The 23,562-nt window shown below is 67.8% G+C and carries 18 protein-coding genes; 15 read left to right on the top strand and 3 right to left on the bottom strand.

Translation table 11 applies throughout. The features are described from left to right. The first annotated feature begins 8 nt into the window (after window positions 1-8). From PV781_RS04665 to PV781_RS04620, 10 genes are all read left to right on the top strand, one after another. A complete protein-coding gene (locus tag PV781_RS04665) occupies window positions 9-926 on the top strand; it encodes an NAD(P)-dependent oxidoreductase (protein ID WP_274774455.1) in 918 nt (305 codons plus the stop codon). Next, window positions 923-1,810, top strand: coding sequence for an intradiol ring-cleavage dioxygenase (locus PV781_RS04660; protein ID WP_274774454.1), 888 nt, complete (start codon window positions 923-925; stop codon window positions 1,808-1,810). Before PV781_RS04665 ends, PV781_RS04660 begins: the two co-directional genes overlap by 4 nt. A gap of 62 nt (window positions 1,811-1,872) precedes the next feature. Continuing rightward, window positions 1,873-3,282 carry an FAD-binding oxidoreductase gene (locus tag PV781_RS04655; RefSeq protein WP_274774453.1) on the top strand — a complete coding sequence of 470 codons (1,410 nt, stop codon included), beginning with the start codon at window positions 1,873-1,875 and terminating at the stop codon, window positions 3,280-3,282. 8 nt (window positions 3,283-3,290) lie between these two features. Then, window positions 3,291-4,829: a sugar ABC transporter ATP-binding protein gene (locus tag PV781_RS04650; RefSeq protein ID WP_274774452.1), complete on the top strand. Its 1,539-nt coding sequence runs from the start codon at window positions 3,291-3,293 to the stop codon at window positions 4,827-4,829. Beyond that, the gene (locus tag PV781_RS04645) at window positions 4,822-5,781 is read left to right on the top strand and encodes an ABC transporter permease (RefSeq protein WP_274774451.1); all 960 of its coding nucleotides are present in this window, start codon (window positions 4,822-4,824) and stop codon (window positions 5,779-5,781) included. Before PV781_RS04650 ends, PV781_RS04645 begins: the two co-directional genes overlap by 8 nt. Then, a complete protein-coding gene (locus PV781_RS04640; RefSeq protein WP_209104790.1) occupies window positions 5,778-6,752 on the top strand; it encodes an ABC transporter permease in 975 nt (324 codons plus the stop codon). Before PV781_RS04645 ends, PV781_RS04640 begins: the two co-directional genes overlap by 4 nt. 133 nt (window positions 6,753-6,885) lie before the next feature. After that, on the top strand, window positions 6,886-7,860 hold the full coding sequence (locus tag PV781_RS04635) for a sugar ABC transporter substrate-binding protein (RefSeq protein WP_274774450.1): 975 nt from the start codon (window positions 6,886-6,888) through the stop codon (window positions 7,858-7,860). A 129-nt stretch (window positions 7,861-7,989) separates the two neighbouring features. Beyond that, window positions 7,990-9,027 carry a ketopantoate reductase family protein gene (locus tag PV781_RS04630; protein WP_274774449.1) on the top strand — a complete coding sequence of 346 codons (1,038 nt, stop codon included), beginning with the start codon at window positions 7,990-7,992 and terminating at the stop codon, window positions 9,025-9,027. A gap of 59 nt (window positions 9,028-9,086) precedes the next feature. Further along, window positions 9,087-10,058 carry a sugar ABC transporter substrate-binding protein gene (locus tag PV781_RS04625; RefSeq protein ID WP_274774448.1) on the top strand — a complete coding sequence of 324 codons (972 nt, stop codon included), beginning with the start codon at window positions 9,087-9,089 and terminating at the stop codon, window positions 10,056-10,058. Window positions 10,059-10,142: 84 nt separating this feature from the next. Further along, entirely contained in the window at window positions 10,143-10,430 is a 288-nt protein-coding gene (locus tag PV781_RS04620; protein ID WP_342455437.1) for a YciI family protein, read from the top strand. A gap of 34 nt (window positions 10,431-10,464) precedes the next feature. Here PV781_RS04620 and cls read toward each other — a convergent pair whose 3' ends face one another. Further along, entirely contained in the window at window positions 10,465-11,916 is a 1,452-nt protein-coding gene (gene cls, locus PV781_RS04615; protein ID WP_274774446.1) for a cardiolipin synthase, read from the bottom strand. 428 nt (window positions 11,917-12,344) lie between these two features. On the opposite strand from cls, the gene PV781_RS04610 reads away from it, so the two are divergent. From PV781_RS04610 to PV781_RS04590, 5 genes are all read left to right on the top strand, one after another. Continuing rightward, on the top strand, window positions 12,345-14,144 hold the full coding sequence (locus tag PV781_RS04610; RefSeq protein WP_274774445.1) for an ABC transporter ATP-binding protein: 1,800 nt from the start codon (window positions 12,345-12,347) through the stop codon (window positions 14,142-14,144). Between the two features lie 187 nt (window positions 14,145-14,331). After that, window positions 14,332-15,303, top strand: coding sequence for a GAF domain-containing protein (locus PV781_RS04605; RefSeq protein ID WP_274774444.1), 972 nt, complete (start codon window positions 14,332-14,334; stop codon window positions 15,301-15,303). Window positions 15,304-15,438: 135 nt separating this feature from the next. Further along, entirely contained in the window at window positions 15,439-16,956 is a 1,518-nt protein-coding gene (gene adh, locus PV781_RS04600; RefSeq protein WP_274774443.1) for an aldehyde dehydrogenase, read from the top strand. A 266-nt stretch (window positions 16,957-17,222) separates the two neighbouring features. Next, window positions 17,223-18,254 carry an alcohol dehydrogenase AdhP gene (gene adhP, locus PV781_RS04595; protein ID WP_274774442.1) on the top strand — a complete coding sequence of 344 codons (1,032 nt, stop codon included), beginning with the start codon at window positions 17,223-17,225 and terminating at the stop codon, window positions 18,252-18,254. A 168-nt stretch (window positions 18,255-18,422) separates the two neighbouring features. Continuing rightward, on the top strand, window positions 18,423-18,821 hold the full coding sequence (locus PV781_RS04590; protein ID WP_274774441.1) for a DUF779 domain-containing protein: 399 nt from the start codon (window positions 18,423-18,425) through the stop codon (window positions 18,819-18,821). Window positions 18,822-18,888: 67 nt separating this feature from the next. Here the strand turns inward: PV781_RS04590 and PV781_RS04585 are convergent, their stop codons facing one another. Together PV781_RS04585 and PV781_RS04580 are read right to left on the bottom strand one after the other, a co-directional pair. Further along, entirely contained in the window at window positions 18,889-21,081 is a 2,193-nt protein-coding gene (locus PV781_RS04585; RefSeq protein WP_274774440.1) for a methyl-accepting chemotaxis protein, read from the bottom strand. Window positions 21,082-21,384: 303 nt separating this feature from the next. Then, window positions 21,385-23,415, bottom strand: coding sequence for a sigma-54-dependent Fis family transcriptional regulator (locus PV781_RS04580; protein ID WP_274774439.1), 2,031 nt, complete (start codon window positions 23,413-23,415; stop codon window positions 21,385-21,387). Window positions 23,416-23,562: the final 147 nt, after the last annotated feature.

Here is a 23,562-nt window from a genome sequence, read left to right as displayed (position 1 = left end):
CAGGACAGATGGCGGGAACCGCAACGCTCGGCTGGATTGGACTTGGCAAGATGGGGCTGCCCATCTCCACGCGCCTTGCCGGCGCGGGCCATGTCATTGCCGGCCATGACCGCGATCAGGCGCGCATCGCGGCCGCTGCGGACAGCGGCGTGACGCCCGCCGCGACGCTGGCGGAGGCGGCCAAGCACGACATCGTCTTCACCTCCCTGCCGGACGACAAGGTGCTGCGCGCCCTGGCACTGGACGGCGAATTGTTGTCCCTCATGCGGCCCGGCGCGCTGCTGGTGGAGACCTCCACGGTCAGCCCCGGCATTTCCGCCGAGGTGGGGCAGGCGGCGCAAAAGCGGGGCGTCCTCTATCTGCGCGCCCCCGTCTCCGGCAATGCGGCCATCGCCCATACGGGCAACCTCACCTGCTTTGTCTCCGGTCCGGAAGCCGCGTTCGAGACCTTCCTGCCGGTGGCGAAGGATTTCACCCGCGCCCAGAAATATCTCGGCACGGGAGAAGAGGCCCGCTACGCCAAGCTCGCCGTCAATCTCATGATCGCGGTGTCCGCCGCCATGATGGGCGAGAGCGTGGTGCTCGCCCGAAAGGGGAATCTGGCCTGGCAGGACATTTTGGACGTGCTCACCAACAGCGCGGTGGGCTCGCCCATGGTGCACTACAAGGCGAAAAGCCTGGAGACGCGGGACTTTTCCTCCACCTTCTCCTGCCGCCAGATGGCCAAGGACCTCGACCTCATCGTCGATGCCGGCCAGGCGGCGGAAATGTCCATGCCTCTGGCATCCATGACCCGCGAAATCTACGGCGCCCTCCTCGGGCGCGGCGAAGGCGAGGCGGACTTCATCTCCACGGTGCGGCTGGCCGAATGGCTCGCCGGCCTGGAGGCGCCCGACCTCAATAAAAACCAAGGGAGGCTCCGTTGAGGAATTTCGACCAATATTCCATCACCGACGCCGTGCTGGAACGGGTGGCCGGCGCCACCGATCCCCGCACCCGCCAGATCAGCGAGGCGCTCGTCCGCCACCTGCACGACTTCATCCGCGAGGTGCGCCCCACCCAGGCGGAATGGGAGCAGGGCATCGCCTTCCTCACCGCCACCGGCCATATGTGCTCCGGCACCCGGCAGGAATTCATCCTGCTGTCGGACACGCTCGGCGTGTCCATGCTGGTGGATGCCATCAATCATGACCACCAGGGCAAGGTGACGGAAAGCACGGTGCTCGGCCCCTTCTATGTGGAAGGCCCGCCGGAGGCGCCTTGCGGCACCGACATTTCCGGGGACCTCGCCGGCCAGCCCATGTTTGCCAGTGGCACGGTGACGACGCCCGATGGCACCCCGCTCGCCAATGCCATCGTGGATGTCTGGCATTCCGATGAGGACGGCTATTACGACGTGCAGCACACCGGGGAAGAGGCCGGCCTGGTGGCCCGCGCGCGCTTCCGCACCGATGCGGAGGGCCGGTTCCATTTCTGGTCCATCAAGCCGGCCGCCTATCCCATTCCCCATGACGGCCCGGTGGGCAAGATGCTGGAGGCGCAGGGACGCCATCCCTGGCGGCCGGCCCATGTGCACTTCATGATCGAGGCGCCCGGCTTCGAGAAGCTGGTCACCCACGTCTTTGTGGGCGGCGATCCCTATCTGGACTCCGATGCGGTGTTCGGGGTGAAGGATTCCCTCATTCGGGAGTTCGCCGTGTCCGGCCCTGGCACGGCGCCCGATGGCCGGGTGCTCGATCGCGACTGGTGCGCGCTCCATTACGATTTCCAGCTCAATCCCTTGTCCGAGGCGGCCTCGAAGGCGGCCTGAGAGGGGAAAGACGCGTCAGGCGGAGAAGTCCGGAAAACGGACCGCCGCGGAGGGAGGAAACCATGACAGCCCATGTGCCGAAGGACACGGTCCTGGCGCGGCTCACCGACATTGTCGGGCCGCGTGCCAGCAGCGCCTCCGGCGTGCTGGCCGACCACGGCCGCAGCGAAGCCTATCACCCCGCCCGTCCCCCCGACGTGGTGGTCTTCCCCGAGAGCACCGCAGAGGTGCAGGCCATCGTCAGCCTGTGCCGGGACCTGCGGCTGCCCGTGGTGCCATTCGGCGCCGGCACCTCGCTGGAAGGCAATGCGGCGGCGCTCAAGGGCGGGGTGTGCCTCGACATGGGGCGCATGAACACCGTGCTGGCGGTGAATGGTGAGGACATGGACGTGCGCGTCCAGCCCGGCATCACCCGCAAGGCGCTGAACGCCCATCTGCGCGACACCGGCCTGTTCTTCCCCATCGATCCCGGCGCGGATGCCTCCATCGGCGGCATGGCGTCCACGCGGGCCTCGGGCACCATGGCGGTGCGCTACGGCACCATGAAGGACAATGTGCTGGGCCTGGAAGTGGTGCTGGCGGACGGGCGCGTCATCCGCACCGCCCAGCGCGCCCGCAAGTCTGCGGCCGGCTATGACCTCACCCGCCTGTTCGTGGGCGCGGAGGGCACGCTTGGCGTCATCACCGAGGTGACGCTGAAGCTGCATCCCCAGCCGGAGGCCATCTCCTCGGCGGTGTGCGCCTTCCCGAGCCTGGAGGCGGCGGTGAACACCGCCATTTCGGTCATCCAGTGCGGCGTGCCGGTGGCGCGCATCGAGCTGCTGGACGCCGTGATGATGCGCGGCATGAACCTGCACGCCAAGCTCGGCCTGCCCGAAGTGCCGCACCTCTTCTTCGAGTTCCACGGCTCGAAAGCCTATGTGGCCGAGCAGGCGGAGACCGCCGAGGCGCTGGCGCAGGAGCAGGGGGGCCTCGGCTTTGCCTGGGCCACCACCCCGGAAGAGCGTTCGCGTCTCTGGCAGGCCCGCGACAACACCCTTTATGCGGGCCTGGCCCTGCGCCCTGGCGCCAAGGCCATGATCACCGACGTGTGCGTGCCCATCTCGCGCCTTGCCGAATGCCTGGTGGCCACCGCCGCCGACATCGAGGAAAGCGGCCTCATCGCCCCCGTGGTGGGCCATGTGGGCGACGGCAATTTTCATCTGCTGGTGCTGCTGGATCCCGACAATCCGCAGGAGCTGGCCCGCGCCAAGGCCTTCAATGACCGCCTGGTGCGCCGGGCCATCGCGCTGGAGGGCACCTCCACCGGTGAGCACGGCATCGGCTTCGGCAAGATGGATTTCCTCCCCCTGGAGCTGGGGGAGGCGGTGGACGCCATGCGCCTCGTGAAGGGCGCCCTCGATCCGCTCGGCATCATGAACCCCGGAAAGATCTTCCGGCCCGCGCCATCCAGTCACGGAGAAACCCAATGAGGGCGGTGATGGAGACGACGCCTCGCTTGCAACCTTCGGCGCCGGCCGCCGAAAAGGGCCCGCCGCTGCTGGAATTGCGGGGCGTTTCCAAGACCTTTCCCGGCGTCAAGGCGCTGGATGACGTGTCGTTCGCCGTTTGGCCCGGCGAGGTGCATATGCTGCTCGGCGAGAATGGCGCCGGCAAGTCCTCGCTGATGAAGGTGCTGTGCGGCGCCTATCGGGCGGATGCGGGGGAGTATTTCCACAAGGGCGAGAAGGTGGAGATCCGCAAGCCGGCCGATGCGCGGGCGCTGGGCATTGCCGTCATCTTCCAGGAATTCTCGCTGGTGCCATACCTGGACGTGGCGCAGAACATCTTCCTGGGCCGCGAGTTTTCCTCCTCCATCCCCGGCCTCCTGGACCGGCGGCGCCTCTATGCCGAGGCGCAGAAGGTGCTGGACCTGGTGGGGCTGGAGATCGACCCGCGCACCAAGGTGCATACGCTCGGCGTCGCCCAGCAGCAGATGGTGGAGATCGCCAAGGCCCTCTCCCAGAATGCCCGCATCCTGGTGATGGACGAGCCCACCGCCGCCCTCTCCGACCGCGAGACCGAGCGGCTGTTCGCGGTGATGCGGCAGTTGCAGGAGAAGGGCGTCGCCATCGTCTACATCTCCCACCGCATGGCGGAGGTGTTCGCCCTGGGCGACCGCATCACCGTGCTGCGCGACGGCAAGCTGGTGGGCCGGGCCATGCCCGGCGAGACCAGCCCCGACGAGCTGGTGCGCATGATGGTCGGCCGCAATGTGGACATGTCCTATCCCCGCCGCTTCGCCACCGAGGAGGGGCCGGTGGTGCTGGAGGTCTCCGGCCTTGCGGCCAAGTCCGGCATCGCCGACATCAATCTGAAGGTGCGCGCCGGCGAGATCGTGGGCCTGTGCGGCCTCGTTGGCTCCGGCCGTACCGAGGTGGCCCGCGCCATCTTCGGCGCCGACGAGGTGACCGCCGGCGAGATCCGCATTTTCGGCGAGAAGAAGACCGGTGGCCCGGATGCCTCCGCCCGCATCGGCGTGGGCCTCATCCCGGAAAGCCGCAAGAGCGAGGGCCTCGCGCTCATCCGCTCCGTGGCCGATAACCTCGCCGTGGCGGGCCTGCCCAAGCTGTTCCCCAACATGCTGTTCTCGCCCGGCAAGGCGCGGCGCACGGCGGACGAGGTGATCGGCCGCCTGCGCATCGCCACCCCCTCCGCCAACCAGAATGTGGCGCTGCTGTCGGGCGGCAACCAGCAGAAGGTGGTGATCGGCAAGTGGCTCGCCGCCGGCACCCGCCTCTTCATCTTCGACGAGCCCACCCGCGGCATCGACGTGGGCGCCAAGTCGGAAATCTTCGCCCTCATCGACCAATTGGTGGCCGAGGGCGCGGCGGTTCTCATGATCTCGTCCGAGCAGGCCGAGATCGTCCATGTGTGCGACCGGGCCTATGTGATGCGCGGGAAGCGCATCGTGGGCGAGCTGGGGCGCGCCGACCTCTCCGAGGAAAACATCGTCCGAATGGGGATGCACGATGAGTGATCTCGCCCTTTCCCCCCGCCGCGGCCTGCGCGTGCCCTCAGTGCCAGGCGTCGCCGTCGCTCTTGTGGGCCTGTCCGCCCTGTTCGCGGTCATGAGTCCCGGCTTCCTGTCCGGCGGCAACATCTCCAACATCCTGGTGCAGTCGGTAATCCTGCTGCTCCTGGCCTTGCCCATGACCCTCATCATCATGACCGAGGGCCTGGACCTGTCCATCGGCGCGGTGCTGACCTTGTGCTCGCTGGTGCTGGCGCTCATCGTCGTGTCCACCCAGTCCCTGGCGCTGGGGCTCATGGGGGCCCTGGGCGTCGGGCTTGCCTTCGGCGTCCTGAATGGCTGGCTGATCTCGGTGGTGAACATCCCGCCCTTCGTGGCGACGCTGGGCACCATGGGCGCGGCGCAGGGCCTGGCCCTCATCGTCTCCGACGGGCAGAGCGTGGTGGGTATTCCCCGCTTCGTGCGGCAGGTCTATTCGGGCGACCTGTTCGGGCTCATCCCCTATCCGCTCCTGATCGGGGCCGCCTTCTATGCCCTCTTCCATGTGCTGCTCTACCACACCCGCTTCGGCACCTATGTGTGCGCGCTGGGCGGCAACCGGGATGCCCTGACGCTCGCCGGCGTGAAATGGCGGCGCCTTCTCATCGCGGTCTATGCGCTGGGCGGGGCCATGGCCGGGGTGGCGGCGCTGCTCATGACAGCGCGCATGAATGCGGGCCATCCCACCGCCGCCATCGGCATGGAATTCGATGCCATCGCCGCGGTGGCGCTGGGCGGCACCTCCTTCGAGCGGGGCAATGGCTGGATCTTCGGCACCCTCATGGGCGTGCTGACCGTGGGCGTGCTGCGCAACGGGCTGAACCTGCTCGCCGTGCCCTCCTCGGTTCAGGTGGCCTGCATCGGCCTCCTGGTCATCTTCGCCCTCTTCCTCGACAGCATCCGGGGACAAAAGTCATGAGCATCGCCGGCGACGTTTCCACGGGCGCCCCGCGCCTGCATCTGTCCAAGGACATGCAGCAGCTCATCTACCGGCTGCTGGCGGCGGGCCTCATCTGCGTGGTGCTGTCCGTCCTCTCGGACGCCTTCTTCACCGCCAACAACATCCTCAACGTGCTGCGGCAGGCGAGCCTGCTGTTCTTCCTGGCCTCCGGCCTCACCCTGGTCATCCTCACCGGCGGCATCGACCTTTCGGTGGGCGCCAATATCGGCCTGTCCGCGTGCTTGGCCGCCACCGTCATCAAGGCCACCGGCTCGCCGGTCCTGGGCACGCTGACGGGGCTCGCCACCGGCTGCGTGGTGGGCATCTTCAACGGCCTGATGGTGGCGAAGCTCCGCATCCCCTCCTTCATCGCCACCTATGGCATGCTGTGGGTGCTGCACGGCGTGACCTATTACTATATGGGCGGCGAGACCATTCACGGCTTCCCGCCCGGCTTCCGCCAGATCGGCTCGGGCTATTTCCTGGGCGTGCCGATCCCGGTCTATCTGATGGTGGTGTTCCTGCTGGCGGGCTCGTTCTTTGCCCAGCGCACCGTCTGGGGCCAGCAGATCTATGCCATCGGCGCCAATCCGGTGGCGGCCCGCCTCACGGGCATCCCGGTCAACAAGCGCCTGGTGCTGGTCTATGCCTTTTCCGGCGCCATGGCGGGCGTTGCCTCCATCGTCTTCCTCGCCCGGCTGAATTCCGCCGAGGGCGACATCGGCGAGGCGATGACGCTGCCCGCCATCGCGGCGGTGCTGATCGGCGGCGCCTCGCTGTTTGGGGGCGTGGGCAGCGTGTTCGGCACCTTCATCGGCGCCGTCATCCTTACCCTGGTGCTCAACGGCATGAACCTGCTGGCGGTCAATGCCAGCTGGCAGCCGCTGGTGACGGGCGTGATCGTGGTCTTCGCCGTGTGGCTCGACATGATCGGCCGCCGGCGCAGTTGAACAAGAAGATCGGGCAACGATCCCGCGAAGGAGAGACTGGTCCGGACGGGTTGAAAAGCTGGCTGCGAGACGACCCGGCCGGGCATCCTTCTTCGCAAAACAAAAAAAACAGAACGACTAGGGAGAAAACAAAATGAAAAAAGCCGCCTTTGTCGCCGCGCTCCTGCCGCTTGCCTTCGCCGCCACCGCGGCGCGGGCCGACGGCGAGACCGTTGCCCTCTTCACCAAGAACCAGACCAATCCATATTTCCAGGCCGTGCGCGTCGGCTCCGAAATGGCCGCCAAGTCCATGAATGCCAAGGTGGTGAACTACATTCCCACCAAGCCGGACAGTATTCCCGAGCAGCTGAGCCAGGTGGAGGACGTGATCGTCAAGAAACCGGCGGGCATCGTCTTCATCCCGGTGGACTACAAGGCGATGGTGCCGGGCGTCGAGGAGATCAACAAGGCGCAGATCCCGGTGGTGAACATCACCGACCGGCTGGCGGGCGGCAAGTCTCTCACCTTCATCGGCGCCGACGACTACAGCCTTGGCAAGGAGACGGCGCGCTATCTGCTCAAGGAGCTGGGCGGCAAGGGCAATGTGGTGATCCTGGAGGGGGTGAAGGGCTCCATTTCCTCCATCGATCGCGTGCGCGGCTTCAACGACGCCATCAAGGAGTTCAAGGACGTGAAGCTGGTGGCGAGCCAGCCCGCCAATTTCCAGCGTTTGCAGGCGCTCCAGGTGATGGAGAATGTCATGCAGTCCAATCCGCAGATCGACGGCGTGCTGGCGGCCAACGATGCCATGGCCATCGGCGCCATCGAGGCGCTGGACGGCGCCAATCGCAAGGCCAAGGTCACCGGCGTCAACGCCACCAAGGAGGCCATCGACGCCATCAAGGCCGGCAAGATGCTGGCGTCGGGCGATTATGACGGCTTCATCCAAGGGTGCCTCGGCACCATGGCGCTGCTGCGCTCGCTGCGCAACGAGCCCATCGTCACCGAGATCATCCTCCAGCCCAAGGTGGTGAACGCCACCAACTACCAGCCCTATGACGTGGCGCTGGAAAACCGCACGTGCCCCACCTGGGAGCAGGGCGTGGCGCTGGGCGCCAAGAAGAATTGACCGGCGAAGCCGAGCGGCCGGCAACCGGGCCATCGGCACCGCAGCAGCCTTAAGGCGCAGGACGGGCGGGCGGGACCGCCGGCCGCCCGTCCAGATCCCACCAGCCCCAAGCAAACGGACACCACCAGAATGACCGCCCCATCCAGCTACAATCCGCGCATCGCGGTCCTGGGCACCGGCGCGCAGGGCGCTTCCGCCGGCGCGGACTTTGCCCGCGCGGGATATGACGTGACCTTCATCGAGCAGTGGCCCGCCCATGTGGAGGCCATCCGCGCCAACGGCATCACCGTCAATTTCCCCACCCGCACCATCAATGTGAAGGTGCCCGCGCTCCATCTGTGCCAGGTGGCCGAGGTGAAGGGGAAGTTCGACCTCGTCTTCATCATCACCAAGGCCTACGACACCAAGTGGGCGTGCCAGCTGATCGAGCCCTACCTCGCCGATGACGGCCTGGTGGTGGGCCTTCAGAACGGCATGACCCACACCGCCATCGCCGAGGTGGTGGGCGAGGACCGCTGCATCGGCGGCGTCATCGAGATGGCCTCCAACATGTGGGAACCCGGCGTCACCAACCGGGAGAATGACCACGAGACCGCCTGGTTCGCGCTCGGCGCGCTGACCGCCAAGACGCAGCCGCGGGTCGAGGACGTGGCCAATGTGCTGCGCACCACGGGACGGGTGGAAGTGACGGAGGACATCAAGTCCTTCAAATGGATGAAGCTGGTGGTGAATGCCGCCGAGCTGATCCCGTCCTCCATTCTCAACCTGCCCCTCGCCGACGCGGTCCGCCTGCCCGGAATGCTGCAGCTGATGCGCACCGCAGGCTACGAAGCCATTGAAGCCGCCATTGCCGACGGCGCCACCGTGACCCCCATCATTGGCATGCCCCCCGTCACCTCCAACGACCCCGACCGCTATGTGGACCGGATCTTCGAGGAGGTGCTGACCACCTTCTCCACCCCCACCACGCTCGTCACCTCCCTGCAGGACTGGCGCAAGGGGCGGCGGGCGGAGGTCTATGACATCAATGGCCACGTCATCGACATCCTCGCCAAGGCCGGTCGCCCGGCGCCGGTGAACGCCAGGATCGTCGAGATGGCGCTGGCCATCGAGGCCGGAACCCTGGAGCCGCGCCCCGAGAACGCTGCCGCTTTGATGGCGTCCTGAGCCCCGCAGACGGCGCCTCGCCCCCTGTCATCGCCATGAAAATGCAACTGGAGGAAACCATGAAGAGCCTGAAGACCCTGGCCCTCGCGGCGCCGCTGGCCTTCTGCGCCACGGCCGCTTTGGCGGACGGCGAGACCATCGCCGTCTTCACCAAGAACCAGACCAACCCTTATTTCCAGACCGTGCGCGTGGGCGCGGAAGCCGCCGCCAAGTCCATGAACGCCAAGGTGGTGAACTACATCCCCACCAAGCCGGACAGCATTCCCGAGCAGCTCAGCCAGGTGGAGGACGTGATCGTCAAGAAGCCGGCGGCCATCGTCTTCATCCCGGTGGACTACAAGGCCATGGTGCCGGGCGTGGAGCAGATCAACGAGGCCAAGATCCCCGTGGTCAACGTCACCGACCGCAGCGCCGGCGGCAAGTTCCTGGCCTTCGTGGGAGCCGACGATTACAGCCTCGGGCTTGAGACAGGCCGCTATCTGCTGAAAGAGATGGGCGGCAAGGGCAATGTGGTGATCCTGGAAGGCGTGAAGGGCTCGCTCACCAATATCGACCGGGTGCGCGGCTTCAACGATGCCATCAAGGAGAACAAGGACGTCAAGCTGCTGGCCAGCCAGCCGGCCAATTATCAGCGCCTGCAGGGCCTCCAGGTGATGGAGAACCTCATGCAGTCGCACCCGCAGATCGACGGCGTGCTGGCGGCCAACGATGCCATGGCCATCGGCGCCATCGAGGCGCTGGACGGCGCCAACCGCAAGGCCAAGGTGGTGGGCATCAACGGCACCAAGGAGGCGGTGGACGCCATCAAGACCGGCAAGCTGCTGGCCTCCGGGGATTATAATGGCTTCCTCCAGGGCTGCATCGGCACCATGGTCGCCATCCGCGCCATCCGGGGCGAGGCGATCGTTTCCGAGGTGGTGCTGAAGCCCACCGTGGTGAATGCCTCCAACTACCAGCCCTATGACGTCCCCCTGGAGGCGCGCGCCTGCCCGCCTTGGTCGGAAGCGGCCGCCATGGCCACCAAGAAGTGAGCCGGCGAGCCTTTATTTGAGTTTCACCTCCAAGGCTCCCGGCCCGTTCAGGGGCGGGGGCCTTTCCTCATGAAGGAGCCTTCGATGCTGTTTGCCATCCATGCCCTCGACCGCAAGGGCGCGCTCGACACCCGCCTTGCCAATTACGATGCCCACAAGGCCTTCCTGTCCGACACCGCGCCCCATGGGGTGAAGATCGTCATGTCCGGCCCGCTGGTGGCGGCGGATGGCACCACCATGATCGGCTCGCTGTTCGTGGTGGAGGCGGAGGACCTAGCCACCGTCGAGCGTTTCAACGCTGCCGATCCCTTCCACAAGGCCGGCATCTGGGAGCGCGTGAGCATCACCGGCTTCATCCGCCGCCAGGGCTGAGGGGGGAGGGCGGCGCCGACAACACCACGCCGCCCTAAAGCACCGGACCGAGCATGGCGATGGTGTTGTTCCAGATCTGCCGGGCGCGGCTGGCCGCCTCCACTTCCCCCTTTTGAACCGGCCGCGCGGCGTCGAGGAACACCTGCTGGCGGGCGCGCAGCGCGCGGGTGAAGGCCGGATCGTGCAGCAGGATGTTGTTCTCCGAATTCAGTTCGAAGCTGCGCCGATCGATATTGGCCGAGCCGATGAGCGTGATCTCCCCATCGAGGGTCAGCGTCTTGGCGTGGAGCAGGCCGCCCTCATATTCGCGGATCTCCACCCCCGCCTCCAGCAGGTCGCGATAATAGGAGCGGCTCGCCGCCGCCACGATCCAGGAATCGTTGCGGCGGGGGAAGACGATGGTGGTGGCCACCCCGCGCCGGGCGCTGGCGCACAAGGCCGCCTGGATGGGCTCGTCCGGAACATAATAGGGGGTGGTGATGACGAGTTCCCGCCGCGCCGCATTCATCAGCGCCACGAAGGTCTCCGGCATGGCTGAATAGCGCACGCCTGCGCCGGAGCCGATGGCCTGGGCAATGAAGCCGCCATCGGCGGGCGGGGCGGGCAGGGGGGCTGAAAAGAGGGGGGCGAGGTCCTCGTCCACCTGCGCCATCCAGTTGCTGGCGAACAGATGCTGCATCTGCCGCGCCACTGGCCCCTCGAAGCGGGCGAGCACATCCACCCAGGGCGCAAAGCGGGCCTTGATGGCGAAGGCGGCATCGGCGCAATTCTGGCTGCCGCAATAGGTCACCCCATTGTCGATCACCGCGATCTTGCGGTGGTTGCGCATGTCGATGCGGCCCTTGAGCGGGCGCAGCAGCGGATTGCCCACGGGCAGCGCCGCCGCGAGGCGAACCCCGCTTTGCGCCATCTCCCGCCAATGCACCGAGCGGATGAAGGCCCGCGAGCCCAGATCGTCCGCCATGGCCCGGCACACCACGCCGCGCGCGGCGGCGCGCTGGAGCGCGGCCTTCACCTTCAGCCCGCTCTCGTCGGCGAGCCAGATATAGAACAGCACATGCACGCTCTCGCGCGCCGCATCGATGTCCTCAACCAGCGACGCGATGGCGGAGGCGGAATCGTCCAGGAGCCGCGCCTGGTTGCCCGCCGTCGGCTCATACTGGCTCACCGAGCGGCCCACACGGAACAAGGGCTGGTGGCGCTCCGGCACCTCCTTTTCGGCGGAGGGCCCGGCGATTTCGCCTGCGGGCGGCAGGGCATCGAAGGCCGCTTTCAGCCGCTCGATGCGCTTTCGGCCCAGATTGATCTCGCCGAACAGCACATAAGCGAGCACACCGATGCCCGGCGCCAGCACGATCACCAGCACCCAGGCAAAGCGGGCGGCGGGCTCCCGGTGCGGGCGCAGCAAAGCGCGCAGGATGAAGACCAGCTGGATGGCCGCCTGGACGGCAAAGAGCCCCCAGGCGAAGACGGCGGAATCATGCATGGAGGCCACGCGCGAACAGGAGGACCACCCGCATTTAAAGCATGCGGGACGGCGCGCGAAGGCCCCGCTTTGACGCCTGACGGCGCCGCGCTGTCACCGGGCATGGCCCTCCCGGCTTGGCGCGATTGCCCAAAAACGCGACCTGTGCTAGTGACCTTCCATCGTTGCCGCGCACCAGGGAGGGCATAGATGACAGATGTTTTGCGTCAGCCCATCCCATCCGGGATGCCGAACCGCTAGTTCGGCCAGGTCTTCCTTGAAGACCTTGAGGTTATCGGGCCCACCCGACGCGGAGTTTCAGGACGCTCCTTTTCGCGACGCCAGCTTCAACTGAGCCGGCCGCCGCCCCGCGCTCCTCCGCTTCGCCAGATACCTCCGCGCAACCCGTTTCCCGTTTCGCAGGAGAGGCGCCTCGCGCCTTCACGGTCATGTTTCACTCGTCCCGGCACGGCGCGGATGCGCTGCGCAATGTCCTTGCTTTCACGTTTCGCCACTGGGCGCGCCGCTGGCCCATGGCGGCCGGCATCGCGGTCGCCATCGTCGCGGCGACGCTCACCGAAATCTTCGTGCCGCTCTTTGCCGGGCGCCTCATCGATGCGCTCACCCAGGGCCGCGAGGCCGCGCCCGCCGCGCTGGAAGCCTTCCTCATGATGGCCGGGCTCGGCCTTGTCATGGTGGTTCTGCGGCACCTGGCGTGGTGGGGGGTGGTGCCGTTGACCTTGGGCATCATGGCCGACGTGGTGCGCGAGGCCTTCCACCGGGTGCAGCGTTTCTCCAGCGACTGGCACGCCAACAGCTTCGCCGGCTCCACCGTGCGCAAGATCACGCGCGGCATGTGGGCGCTGGACGTGCTCAACGACGTGCTGCTGCTCATGCTCCTGCCTTCGGTGGTGGTGCTCACCGGCACGGTGGCGCTCCTGATGCTGCATTGGCCGCTCATGGGCCTCGTCATGGCGGTGGGTGCGCTGGCCTATGGCGCGCTGACCGTGACGCTCGCCACCCGCGTGGTGGCGCCCGCCGCACGGCTTTCCAATGCCTGGGACACCCGCATCGGCGGCATCCTCTCCGACACGCTGGGCGCCAACCAGGTGGTGAAGGCGTTCGGCGCCGAGGCGCGGGAGGATGCCCGCCTCCAGGCGGTGGTGGTGCGCTGGCGGCGGCGGGTGCAGCGCACCTGGATGCTCCACACCTGGAGCGCCAGCGGCGAGTTCGCCCTCCTCTGGCTGGTGCGCACTGCCGTGACCGGCACGGCCCTTTGGCTGTGGTGGGAAGGCCGCGCCACGCCCGGCGATGTCACCTATGTGCTCACCACCTATTTCGTGCTCCACGGCTATCTGCGCGAGATCGGCCAATATGTGCACAACCTCCAGCGGGCGGTGAACGACATGGAGGAGCTGGTGGACCTGCATGCCCTCGCGCCCGGCGTCGCCGACGCGCAGGAGGCGCGTCCCCTCGCCGTGCCGGGCGGGGAGGTGCGGTTCGACCAGGTGACGTTCCATTACGGCCTCCATGCCGCGCCTTTGTTCCGCGACCTGGACGTGACCATTCCCGCCGGTCAGCGGGTGGGGCTCGTGGGCCCGTCGGGCTCGGGCAAGACCACGTTCGTGAAGCTGCTCCAGCGGCTCTATGACGTGACCGGCGGCCGGGTGCTCATCGACGGGCATGACGTGCGCGAGGTGGCGCAGGCCTCGCTTCGCCAGCAGATCGCCATCGTGCAGCAGGAGCCCATATTGTTCCACCGGACGCTGGCGGAGAACATCGCCTATGCCCGGCCCGACGCCACGGCGGCGGAGATCGAGCAGGCGGCGCGCCTGGCCAATGCGGACGGCTTCATCGCCCGCCTGCCCAAGGGCTATCGGACCTTGGTGGGCGAGCGGGGCGTGAAGCTCTCCGGCGGCGAGCGCCAGCGGGTGGCCATCGCGCGGGCTTTCCTGGCGGATGCGCCCATCCTGATCCTGGACGAGGCCACATCGAGCCTGGATTCAGAATCGGAAGCCGCCATCCAGGAGGCCATGGAGCGCCTGATGCGGGGCCGCACGGCCCTCATCATCGCCCATCGCCTGTCCACGGTGCGGGCCATGGACCGCATCCTGGTGTTCGAGCACGGCCGCATCGTCGAAGACGGCCGTCCCGACACCCTCCTCGCCCGCCCGGACGGCCGCTACCGCCGCCTGTTCGAGCGCCAGTCGGAGGGGATGGCGGGGGAATTGGGCGTGCCGGTGGGGTGAGGGGGCAAAGGGCAAGGCGCTTCGCTCGGGGCGCCTTGCCGTCCTCCCCCTTAGACTTTTCGCCCATCCCCTCCGGCATCCCCCGCGCTTGACAGCCAAAGGTTGGTCGGGAAAGCTCCCCACCAAATCGCGCCTCCCGCCGCAAGCGGGGGAGAATGCGGATCGCAGGGAAGCGCAGGGGTCGGTCATGACCGGGACCGGAAGGGCGCCGCATGCGGACGCCATCTACTCCACATTGAACAGCGCGGCCGCCGGTGCCGCCTCGCTGATCGCGGCGTCCTGGACGCGCTCCCTCGTCCATTACAAGCTCGACCCCGACAAGACCCGCCCGCCCGAGCAGCTGACGAAGGCCGAGTTCGATGCCGCCTGCGACCGGTCCGGCCTGCTGGTGCGCCAGTCCAAGGTGGAGATGGATCGCCTGTTCCAGATGGTCGGCGAGGCGGGCTGCTGCGTGCTGCTCACCGACAAGGACGGTGTGCCGCTGGAGCGGCGAGCCTTGCCCGGCGACAATGCGGACTTCCGCCGCTTCGGTCTCTGGACCGGCATGGTCTGGAGCGAGGCCTGCGGCGGCACCAATGGCATCGGCACGTGCCTTGCGGAGGCGCGCCCGCTCACCATCCATCGCGACCAGCATTTCCTCACCCGGAACATCGGGTTGAGCTGTTCCGCCGCGCCCATCTTCGACCCGCAGGGGCGCTTGGCCGGCGCGCTCGATGTCTCCACCTGTCGGCAGGACCTCACCCCCGCCACCTTGAAGCTGATCGCCGCCGCAACCGTGGACGCGGCCCACCGCATCGAAGCGAGCCAGTTCCGCGCCGCCTTCAGCCATGCGCGGATCGTCGTGGCCGAGACCGGCCGCGCGGCGGATGCGCTCCTGGCGGTGGACCGGGAAGACCTGGTGATCGGCGCAAACCGCGCCGCGCGCCTCGCCTTCGACCTCACCGAGCAGCGTCTCGCCACGCCTTTTCCCGCCGATCTCCTGCTGAAGGGCGCCACGCAGGAAGCTGCGGATGACCTCTGCGCAGGCGAGCGGGGCGTGATCCAGCGGGCGCTGGCGCGGGCGGACGGCAATGTGTCAGCGGCGGCGCGGGCGCTGGGCATCAGCCGCGCCACTATGCATCGCAAGCTCGCCAAGCTCGGTCTTCACCGCCCCAACTGAGCCTGTCGCATTTTTTGCGGCCCACCTGTCTCAGGATCGCGACACTCCGGCCAGCCTGCGGACGCCCGCCCCGGTGACGATCCCGCCCCGTCCGCCGATCCTTCCTCCAACCGCACGACGGTTGTGGAGGAAACCATGAACAAGCCGGAATTCATTCGCCAGTCCGCCGCTCCCTTCAAGGCCCGCTACGGGAACTTCATCAATGGCCGCTTCGTCGAGCCGCTGAGCGGGCGCTATTTCACCAATCATTCCCCGGTCAACGGCCAGCCTTTGTGCGACGTTGCCCGCTCGGAAGCCGCCGACGTGGAGCTGGCGCTGGACGCCGCCCATGCGGCGAAAGACGCCTGGGGCCGCACCTCGGTGGCCGAGCGCGCGCTGATCCTCAACCGCATCGCGCAGGCGATGGAAGACAATCTGGACCTGCTCGCCCGCGCCGAGACCTGGGACAATGGCAAGCCGCTGCGCGAGACCATGGCGGCCGACCTGCCGCTGGCCATCGACCATTTCCGCTATTTCGCGGGCGCTATTCGGGCGCAGGAAGGCGGCATCTCCGAGATCGACCACGACACCATCGCCTATCACTTCCATGAGCCCCTCGGCGTGGTCGGCCAGATCATTCCCTGGAACTTCCCGCTGCTGATGGCGGTGTGGAAGCTCGCCCCCGCCCTTGCCGCCGGCAATTGCGTGGTGCTCAAGCCCGCCGAGCAGACCCCGGCCTCCATCCTGGTGCTGGCCGAACTGATCGCCGACATCCTGCCCCCCGGCGTGCTCAACATCGTCAACGGCTTCGGCCTGGAAGCGGGCAAGCCGCTGGCGTCCTCGAACCGCATCGCCAAGATCGCGTTCACGGGCGAGACCACCACCGGCCGGCTCATCATGCAGTATGCCAGCCAGAACCTCATTCCGGTGACGCTGGAACTGGGTGGCAAGTCGCCCAACATCTTCTTCAAGGACGTGGCGGCCGAGGACGACGATTTCTTCGACAAGGCCATCGAGGGCTTCGTCCTGTTCGCCCTCAACCAGGGCGAGGTGTGCACCTGCCCCAGCCGCGCCTTGATCCATGAGAGCATCTATGACCGCTTCATGGAGCGCGCGCTCGCCCGTGTCGCCGCCATCAAGCAGGGCGACCCGCTCGATCCCACCACCATGATCGGCGCCCAGGCCTCCTCCGAGCAATTGGAGAAGATCCTCTCTTATATCGACATCGGCCGGCAGGAAGGCGGCGAGGTGCTCATCGGCGGCGCCCGCAACGAACTGCCGGGGGATCTTGCGGGCGGCTATTATGTGAAGCCCACCGTGTTCAAGGGCCACAACCGCATGCGGATCTTCCAGGAGGAGATCTTCGGCCCGGTGGTGTGCGTGACCACCTTCAAGGACGACGAAGAGGCGCTGACCATCGCCAATGACACGCTCTATGGCCTCGGTGCCGGCGTGTGGACGCGCGATGGCAACCGGGCCTATCGCATGGGCCGCGCCATCCAGGCGGGCCGGGTGTGGACCAATTGCTACCACGCCTATCCCGCCCATGCGGCCTTCGGCGGGTACAAGCAGTCGGGCATTGGGCGCGAGAACCATTCCATGATGCTCGACCACTATCAGCAGACCAAGAACATGCTGGTCAGCTACTCGCCCAAGAAGCTTGGTTTCTTCTGAGGCGGATCAATGCGCGGTCCCCGCGTGTTGCTGTCCAATGCCTGAGACCGGGCGCTCCTGGCGCCCGTCCCGGTGATCGAGACACCCCCACGGCGGGGGCCGTCGCGCGGGATCCTGGTGGTGGCCCCGGCCACGCCAGGGTTCCGCGCCGGCCCGTCCGGCCAGCACGGCGAAGGGGTGCGCGCCAGTCCGGGTGCGCGCCCCCATTCCAATGACGTGTCAGGGAGAGGGCGCGCGAACCGCCCGTCAACGGAGGAGACGAAGCCATGGCGAAGACGATGAAAGCGGCCGTCGTGCGCATGTTCGGCGCACCGCTCACCATCGACGAAGTGCCGGTGCCCGAGCCCGGTCCCGGCCTGATCCAGGTGGCCATCCGCGCCTCCGGCGTCTGCCACACGGACCTTCATGCCGCCGAGGGGGACTGGCCGGTGAAGCCGAACCCGCCCTTTATTCCCGGCCACGAGGGGGTCGGCTATGTCTCGGCGGTGGGCGCCGGCGTCAAGCATGTGAAGGAAGGCGACCGGGTCGGCGTGCCCTGGCTCTATACGGCCTGCGGCCATTGCCGCCACTGCCTCGGCGGCTGGGAGACGCTGTGCGAGAGCCAGCTCAACACCGGCTATTCGGTCAATGGCGGCTTTGCCGAATATGTGGTGGCCGATCCCAATTATGTGGGCCATCTGCCGGGCAATATCAGCTTCACCGAGATCGCCCCGGTGCTGTGCGCGGGCGTCACCGTCTATAAGGGCCTCAAGGTCACCGACACCAAGCCCGGCGACTGGGTGGTGATTTCCGGCATTGGCGGGCTCGGCCACATGGCCGTGCAATATGCCAAGGCCATGGGGCTGAACGTGGCGGCGGTGGACATTGACGACACCAAGCTGGACCTTGCCCGCCGGCTCGGCGCGACCGTCACGGTGAACGCCAGGACGGAAGATCCCCGCACAATCATCCGCCGCGAGACCGGCGGCGGCGCGCAGGGCGTGCTGGTGACGGCGGTGAGCCCGAAGGCCTTCGAGCAGGCCATCGGCATGGTGGCGCGCGGCGGCACCATCGCGCTCAACGGCCTGCCGCCCGGCGGTTTCCCGCTGGACATTTTCGGCATGGTGCTGAACGGCATCACGGTGCGCGGCTCCATCGTGGGCACGCGTCTCGACCTTCAGGAATCCCTGGACTTCGCCGCCGACGGCAAGGTGAAGGCCACCATCCACACCGCCAGGCTCGAAGAGATCAACGACATCTTCGGCCGCATGCACAAGGGCCAGATCGAGGGCCGCATCGTCCTCGACATGGCCGCCTAACCTCCCGGCCTGGGCCCGTCCGGCAAGCGCTGGACGGGCCCATTTTTTTGCCTGGAACGTGTCACGTTAAAGAGAAGGGGCGGTCCGGCGCGGCGAGGTCGCAGGCGCCCGCCCGGCGGCTGCCCGCCATAAGATGCCTCCTTGACGGGGGGCATGTGGGAGAACGCCATGGTCGCGAACGATCCGCGCGTGGAACAGCCAGCCGATGGACCCGAACGGGTGCTGGCGACGCCTGCCGCGCTCGACCTCATCGCTGAATTGCAGGCCCGCTACGGGCCGATCCTCTTCCACCAGTCGGGCGGCTGCTGTGATGGCTCCTCGCCCATGTGCTACGCGCAGGGGGATTTTCTGCTGGGGGACCGGGATGTGCGCCTGGGCGAAGTGGCGGGCGCGCCGGTCTATATGGGCGCCGATCAGTTCGAGGTCTGGCGCCACACCCAGCTCATCCTCGACGTGGTGCCGGGACGGGGCGGCATGTTCTCCCTCGACAACGGCACCGAACGCCGCTTCCTGACCCGCTCCCGCGCCTTTTCGGGCGAGGAGATGTGCCGGATCGGGGGGCGCTGAAAAGCCCGGCCCAAGGCAAAACGGGCGGCCGAGGCCGCCCGCCTGTGTGTCGTGCCAGAAGGCCGGATCAGGCCGCGCGCACCGTGCCGAGGAACTCCGCCATCACGCGGCGCAGCGTCTGGGCCTGGGTGGCGAGGGTGGCGGCTGCATCCTGCACCTGGGTGGCTGCGGCGGAGGAATCCGCGGCGGCGCCGTTGATGCCGGTGATGTTGGATGACACCTGCTGCGTGCCCTGGGAGGCGCGCGCCACATTGTGCGCGATCTCCCGGGTGGCCGCGCCCTGCTGGTCCACCGCAGAGGCGATGGAGCCGGCAATGCGGTTGATGGCCTCAATCACGTCGGTGATGCCCTCGATGGCCTGCGAGGAGGCCCGGGTGGAGCCCTGGATCTCCTCGATCTGCGCCTCGATCTCCGCGGTTGCGCGCGAGGTCTGCTCAGCCAGTTCCTTCACTTCGGCCGCGACCACGGCGAAGCCCTTGCCGGCATCGCCTGCCCGCGCCGCCTCGATGGTGGCGTTGAGGGCGAGCAGGTTGGTCTGTCCGGCAATGGTGCGGATGAGGTCCACCACCTTGCCGATCTTCACCGCGGAGTTGGACAATTCCTGCACCTGGTTGGCCGTGCTGCCGGCCTCACGCACCGCATCGGCGGCGATGCGGGCGCTCTCATCCACCTGCCGCTTGATCTCGACGATGGAGGAGGCGAGCTCCTCCGCAGCCGAGGCCACCGTCTGCACATTGTTGGAGGCTTCCTCCGAGGCGCTGGCGGCGATGTGGGAGGAATCGGCCACCTTGCGGGTCGCGGTGGTCATGGTGCCGGCCGCGCCCTGGAGCTGGTCGGACGCCACGCCCACGCCTTCCACCACCTGGCCCATGGCCCGCTCGAAGCCGTCGGCAAGGTTCATCATGGTGGAGCGGCGCTCCTCCTCGGCGCGCAGGCGGGTGGCTTCCGCCTCCTTGGCCTTGCGGGCGGCCTCCTCCTCCACGCCGATGCGGATCTGGTCCACGGCGCGGGAGATGTCGCCGATCTCGTCCTTGCGGTTGGCGCCGGCGATCTCGGCCACCTGTTCCCCGGCGGCCAGCCGGCGCAGGGCGAGGGTGAGGCGGGTGATGGGGTTGGAGATGCCGCGCGCCACCAGCGCCATGGCCAGCAAAGCAAGGGCGGTGACGATGGCCGCGGCCACCAGCTGCCAGAAGGCATCGGTTCCGCTGCGCTCCGCCAGGGAGGCCCCCAGCGCATTGGCGTCGGCCATCACCAGCGCACGGGGCACCGTGATGATGACCGACCATGCCGCGCCCGTCCGGCCAAGCGGCACGGGTGCGAACACCTTGATCACGTCCTTTGCGGTGTCCACCTTCGCCACCGCCTCGCCCTTGCGCAAGAGGGCCATGTCCTGGTCGGCCTGGGGCTCGATCTTGCTGTAGGGGCCGCCGATGGCGCGCGGGTCGGCGCTGGACGCCACCACGAGGCCAGTATTGGTGACGATGGTGACGGTGCCCTCGCCCTTATAGATGGAGTTATCCACCTTCTCCGCCAGGCTCTGCACGAAGGACAGGTCGAAGTCGGCGCCAGCGACGCCCACGAAGCGTCCGCCCACGGTGATCGGAACCGACATGGTGGCGAGGTAAACGGACTTGCCCTGCACGATATAGGGCAGGGGGGCGAGGATGCTCTCCTTGCCGTCGGTCTGCGGGCCGATGAACCAGCCGCCCTTCATCACGCCATTGGGGTGCAGCTCCCGGCTGTCATATTCCACCAGCGGCTGGAGGGCGATGTTGCCCCCCGCATCGCGCGTCCAATAGGGCAAGGCGCGGCCGGTGGCGTCGGTGCCGAGATCCTTGCGGTTGAGGAAGAGGGCGTCGGCGCCGTCGAGCGCGTCGGGCATCCACGCGCTGTAGGTGCCGTTGAAGCGGCTGTTGTCCTTCAGCACGGAGAGCAGCAGCGCATTGAGCTGCCCGCGCCGCAGGTCGCGGGGCGTCCCGGTGCCGTCATTGTCCGCGATCACCTCCAGGGCCTTCGACATGTTGCGGGCGGCCTCGAAGGCGGAATCGATCTCCGCGCGGATGGCGCCGGCCTGCACGGTGGCGAGGCGCTGCAGGGATTCTTGGCTGGTCTGCTCCAGCAGCCCGCGCACGCGCTCGGTCACATAATGGGAGGTCTGGGAGGCGGCATAGAGGCTGTAGCCCAAAAGGGCGCCGGCCACCGCGACGACGCAGAGCGCCGAGAGCGCGATGATTCTGATCTTTATGGAATGGATGTTCATGTCTGCCACCGGATACGCGAAGGACCATTCCGCGGTAGGTCCCGGAGCTTGCGCGGGGCTTGGACTTCGCCGTGGTGGCGCAGCACGGCGGGTGATGGTTTGTAGGCGAATGGTCTCGGCCGGTCGGCTGCAAGGCGCGCGCGCCGGGCCGGCTCTCCCTCAAGGGGGCGCCCGCAAGTCCTTCACAATCAAGGCCGGAACAGCGGCCGCCGCAGGGCGGAACCGTCGCCATGAGGTCACCGTCAGGCGCCCGGCGGGGCAGGGCGGATGCGGCTGCGGGTCATTGACGCAGTGCAGCGCGCCTCAGGAGGGCAGGCGCCCCACATGGCGCAAGGTGACCAGCCCGAAGCGCCGCATGCGGCGGTGCACCGTGGTGCGGTCGAGGCCGAGATCGCGTGCTGCAGCGGAGATGTTCCAGCCATTGGCGGCGAGGGCGGCGACGAGGGCATCGCGCTCGCTGGCTGGCGTCTGGCGGGCGAAGGGCTGCTCCTGCGGCCAGGAGGCGCCGGCAAGGCGCGGCTGCTCCAATGCCGGCCGATCCAAGGCGGGGCGGTCCAGAGCGGTGAGGCCGCCGGGCCGCGGCTCGGCCTTGTTCTGCAGGCGATCCGGCAGGTCCTGGAGGCCGATGAGCGCGCTGTCCGCCACCGCGCAGGCATAGTCCAGCGCATTGGCCAGTTCCCGGATATTGCCCGGCCAGTCATGGGCGTTCAGCGCCGACCGCGCGGCTTCGCTCACGGAGAAGGGCACGCCGCTCGCATGGGTGCGGCCGGCAATGAGGCGGCCGATCAGCCAGTCGATGTCCGCCCGCGCGCGGAGCGGCGGCAAGGCGAGGATGGCGCCGGACAGGCGGAAATAGAGGTCCTCCCGGAAGCGCCCCGCCTTCACCTCGGCGACGAGGTCGCGGTGGGTGGCGGCGATGACGCGCACATTCACCGGCACCGGACGGGAGCGGCCGAGCGGCGTCACCTCCCGTTCCGCCAGCACACGCAACAGGCGGGTCTGGAGGGGGAGGGGCATGTCGCCGATTTCGTCCAGGAACAGCGTGCCCCCGTCCGCCTCCAGCACCAGCCCTTTCTTGCCCCGTGCCACCGCGCCGGTGAAGGCGCCGGGCTCGTAGCCGAAGAGTTCGCCCTCCACCAGCGTCTCAGGCAAGGCGGCGCAATTGACCGGCACGAAAGGCCGGGCCGCGCGGGCGCTGGCCATGTGGATGGCCTTGGCCAGATATTCCTTGCCCGATCCGGTCTCGCCCGTGATGAGGAGGCTCATCTGGGTGTTGACCAGCTTGGCCGCCCGTGCCGCCACACGGTGCATGGCCGGCTCGTCGCGGAACAGGGCGCAGAGCGGCGCCGGCAGGGCCGGGGCGGGGGGCTCGGCCACCGGCCGGCCGGGCTGCGAGGGCGGGGAGAGGGTGGCGGCAAAGAGCGGCGTGCCGGAGCGGGCGAGCCGCACCAGGCGCTGGCCCGCCGGCAGCGCATGGGAGAAGCGGGGCAGGTCGTCCATCTCCAGCTCGAAGAAGGCGCCAAAGCGTTGCCCCACCAGATTGACGCCCGCGCCCGCATCGCCCAGTTCCCGCAGCAGCAATTGGCGTGCCGCATTGTTGAAGCCCAGGAGCCGGCCGGAGCCGTCCACGGCGAGCACGTAGCTGGGCTCCACGTCCACGAATTCCGGCGAGGCGGCCAGCTTGACGATCCATTCCCGCCGGAAGCGGTTCATGAGGTGCGCCGTCTCGATCTTGTTGGCGAAGCCCTTGACGAATTGCAGGGCCAGGAACTGGCTTTCCTTGGGCTCGGGCGAGCGCAGCGCGGAAATGTCTAGCACGGCGGCGAGCGAACCGAAGGGGTCATAGACCGGGGCGGCGGTGCAGGTGAGGGGAATGTGGGTGGCGTCGAAATGGTCGGTCTGGTGGACGATCAGCGGCTCGCCCGTATGGATGCAGGTGCCCACCGCGCAGGTGCCCGCATGCCGCTCGTTCCAGTCGGCACCGAGATATAGGCCCGCGCGCATGAGATTGTTGTCGAAGGTGGGATCACCGATGAAATCGACCGTAATGCCCTTGGCGTCGGTGAGCAGCAGCACATAGCCGAGCCCCGCCACCTGCCGGTAGAGCGTCTCCACGCCGAAGCGGGCAGTGTGGGTGAATTCCTCCATGGCATCCTGGTGCTCGCGCAGGCGCGCGGGGGTCAGGATGCAGGGCTCGCGCAGCACTTCCGGGTCCAGCCGGTGTTCGGAGACGCAGCGTCGCCAGGACTCCTGGATGACCACATCCCGACGCGTGCGCGCGCCACGGGCGGCCCGCACCAGCTCATCGATATGAGCGGCCTGTTCCGATTTCATGGGCGTCCTCCGCACCATCTCGCCGGCTTTGGCCGGCACCGGGCTGTCGCCTCCCGTTAGAGGCGAGTGTCCGCGCCTTGTGCGCCCGGCGCAAGCGTTGCGCGCGCCGGAGGGCATCACGAACCGCATCGGCCGCCACACCTGTTG

The organism is Aquabacter sediminis (genome assembly GCF_028863665.1).
Taxonomy (GTDB): domain Bacteria; phylum Pseudomonadota; class Alphaproteobacteria; order Rhizobiales; family Xanthobacteraceae; genus L1I39.
Note: the sequence above shows the minus strand (reverse complement) of the source record. Positions and strands in the feature narration are given on the sequence as shown.

Excerpts from the sequence above, each read along its gene's own strand:
- PV781_RS04665 (WP_274774455.1), top strand. The coding sequence starts at position 9 with ATGGCGGGAACCGCAACGCTCGGCTGGATTGGACTTGGCAAGATGGGG.
- PV781_RS04655 (WP_274774453.1), top strand. The coding sequence starts at position 1,873 with ATGACAGCCCATGTGCCGAAGGACACGGTCCTGGCGCGGCTCACCGAC.
- PV781_RS04650 (WP_274774452.1), top strand. The coding sequence starts at position 3,291 with ATGGAGACGACGCCTCGCTTGCAACCTTCGGCGCCGGCCGCCGAAAAG.
- PV781_RS04645 (WP_274774451.1), top strand. The coding sequence starts at position 4,822 with ATGAGTGATCTCGCCCTTTCCCCCCGCCGCGGCCTGCGCGTGCCCTCA.
- PV781_RS04640 (WP_209104790.1), top strand. The coding sequence starts at position 5,778 with ATGAGCATCGCCGGCGACGTTTCCACGGGCGCCCCGCGCCTGCATCTG.
- PV781_RS04635 (WP_274774450.1), top strand. The coding sequence starts at position 6,886 with ATGAAAAAAGCCGCCTTTGTCGCCGCGCTCCTGCCGCTTGCCTTCGCC.
- PV781_RS04630 (WP_274774449.1), top strand. The coding sequence starts at position 7,990 with ATGACCGCCCCATCCAGCTACAATCCGCGCATCGCGGTCCTGGGCACC.
- PV781_RS04625 (WP_274774448.1), top strand. The coding sequence starts at position 9,087 with ATGAAGAGCCTGAAGACCCTGGCCCTCGCGGCGCCGCTGGCCTTCTGC.
- PV781_RS04620 (WP_342455437.1), top strand. The coding sequence starts at position 10,143 with ATGCTGTTTGCCATCCATGCCCTCGACCGCAAGGGCGCGCTCGACACC.
- cls (WP_274774446.1), bottom strand. The coding sequence starts at position 11,916 with ATGCATGATTCCGCCGTCTTCGCCTGGGGGCTCTTTGCCGTCCAGGCG.
- PV781_RS04610 (WP_274774445.1), top strand. The coding sequence starts at position 12,345 with ATGTTTCACTCGTCCCGGCACGGCGCGGATGCGCTGCGCAATGTCCTT.
- PV781_RS04605 (WP_274774444.1), top strand. The coding sequence starts at position 14,332 with ATGACCGGGACCGGAAGGGCGCCGCATGCGGACGCCATCTACTCCACA.
- adh (WP_274774443.1), top strand. The coding sequence starts at position 15,439 with ATGAACAAGCCGGAATTCATTCGCCAGTCCGCCGCTCCCTTCAAGGCC.
- adhP (WP_274774442.1), top strand. The coding sequence starts at position 17,223 with ATGGCGAAGACGATGAAAGCGGCCGTCGTGCGCATGTTCGGCGCACCG.
- PV781_RS04590 (WP_274774441.1), top strand. The coding sequence starts at position 18,423 with ATGGTCGCGAACGATCCGCGCGTGGAACAGCCAGCCGATGGACCCGAA.
- PV781_RS04585 (WP_274774440.1), bottom strand. The coding sequence starts at position 21,081 with ATGAACATCCATTCCATAAAGATCAGAATCATCGCGCTCTCGGCGCTC.
- PV781_RS04580 (WP_274774439.1), bottom strand. The coding sequence starts at position 23,415 with ATGAAATCGGAACAGGCCGCTCATATCGATGAGCTGGTGCGGGCCGCC.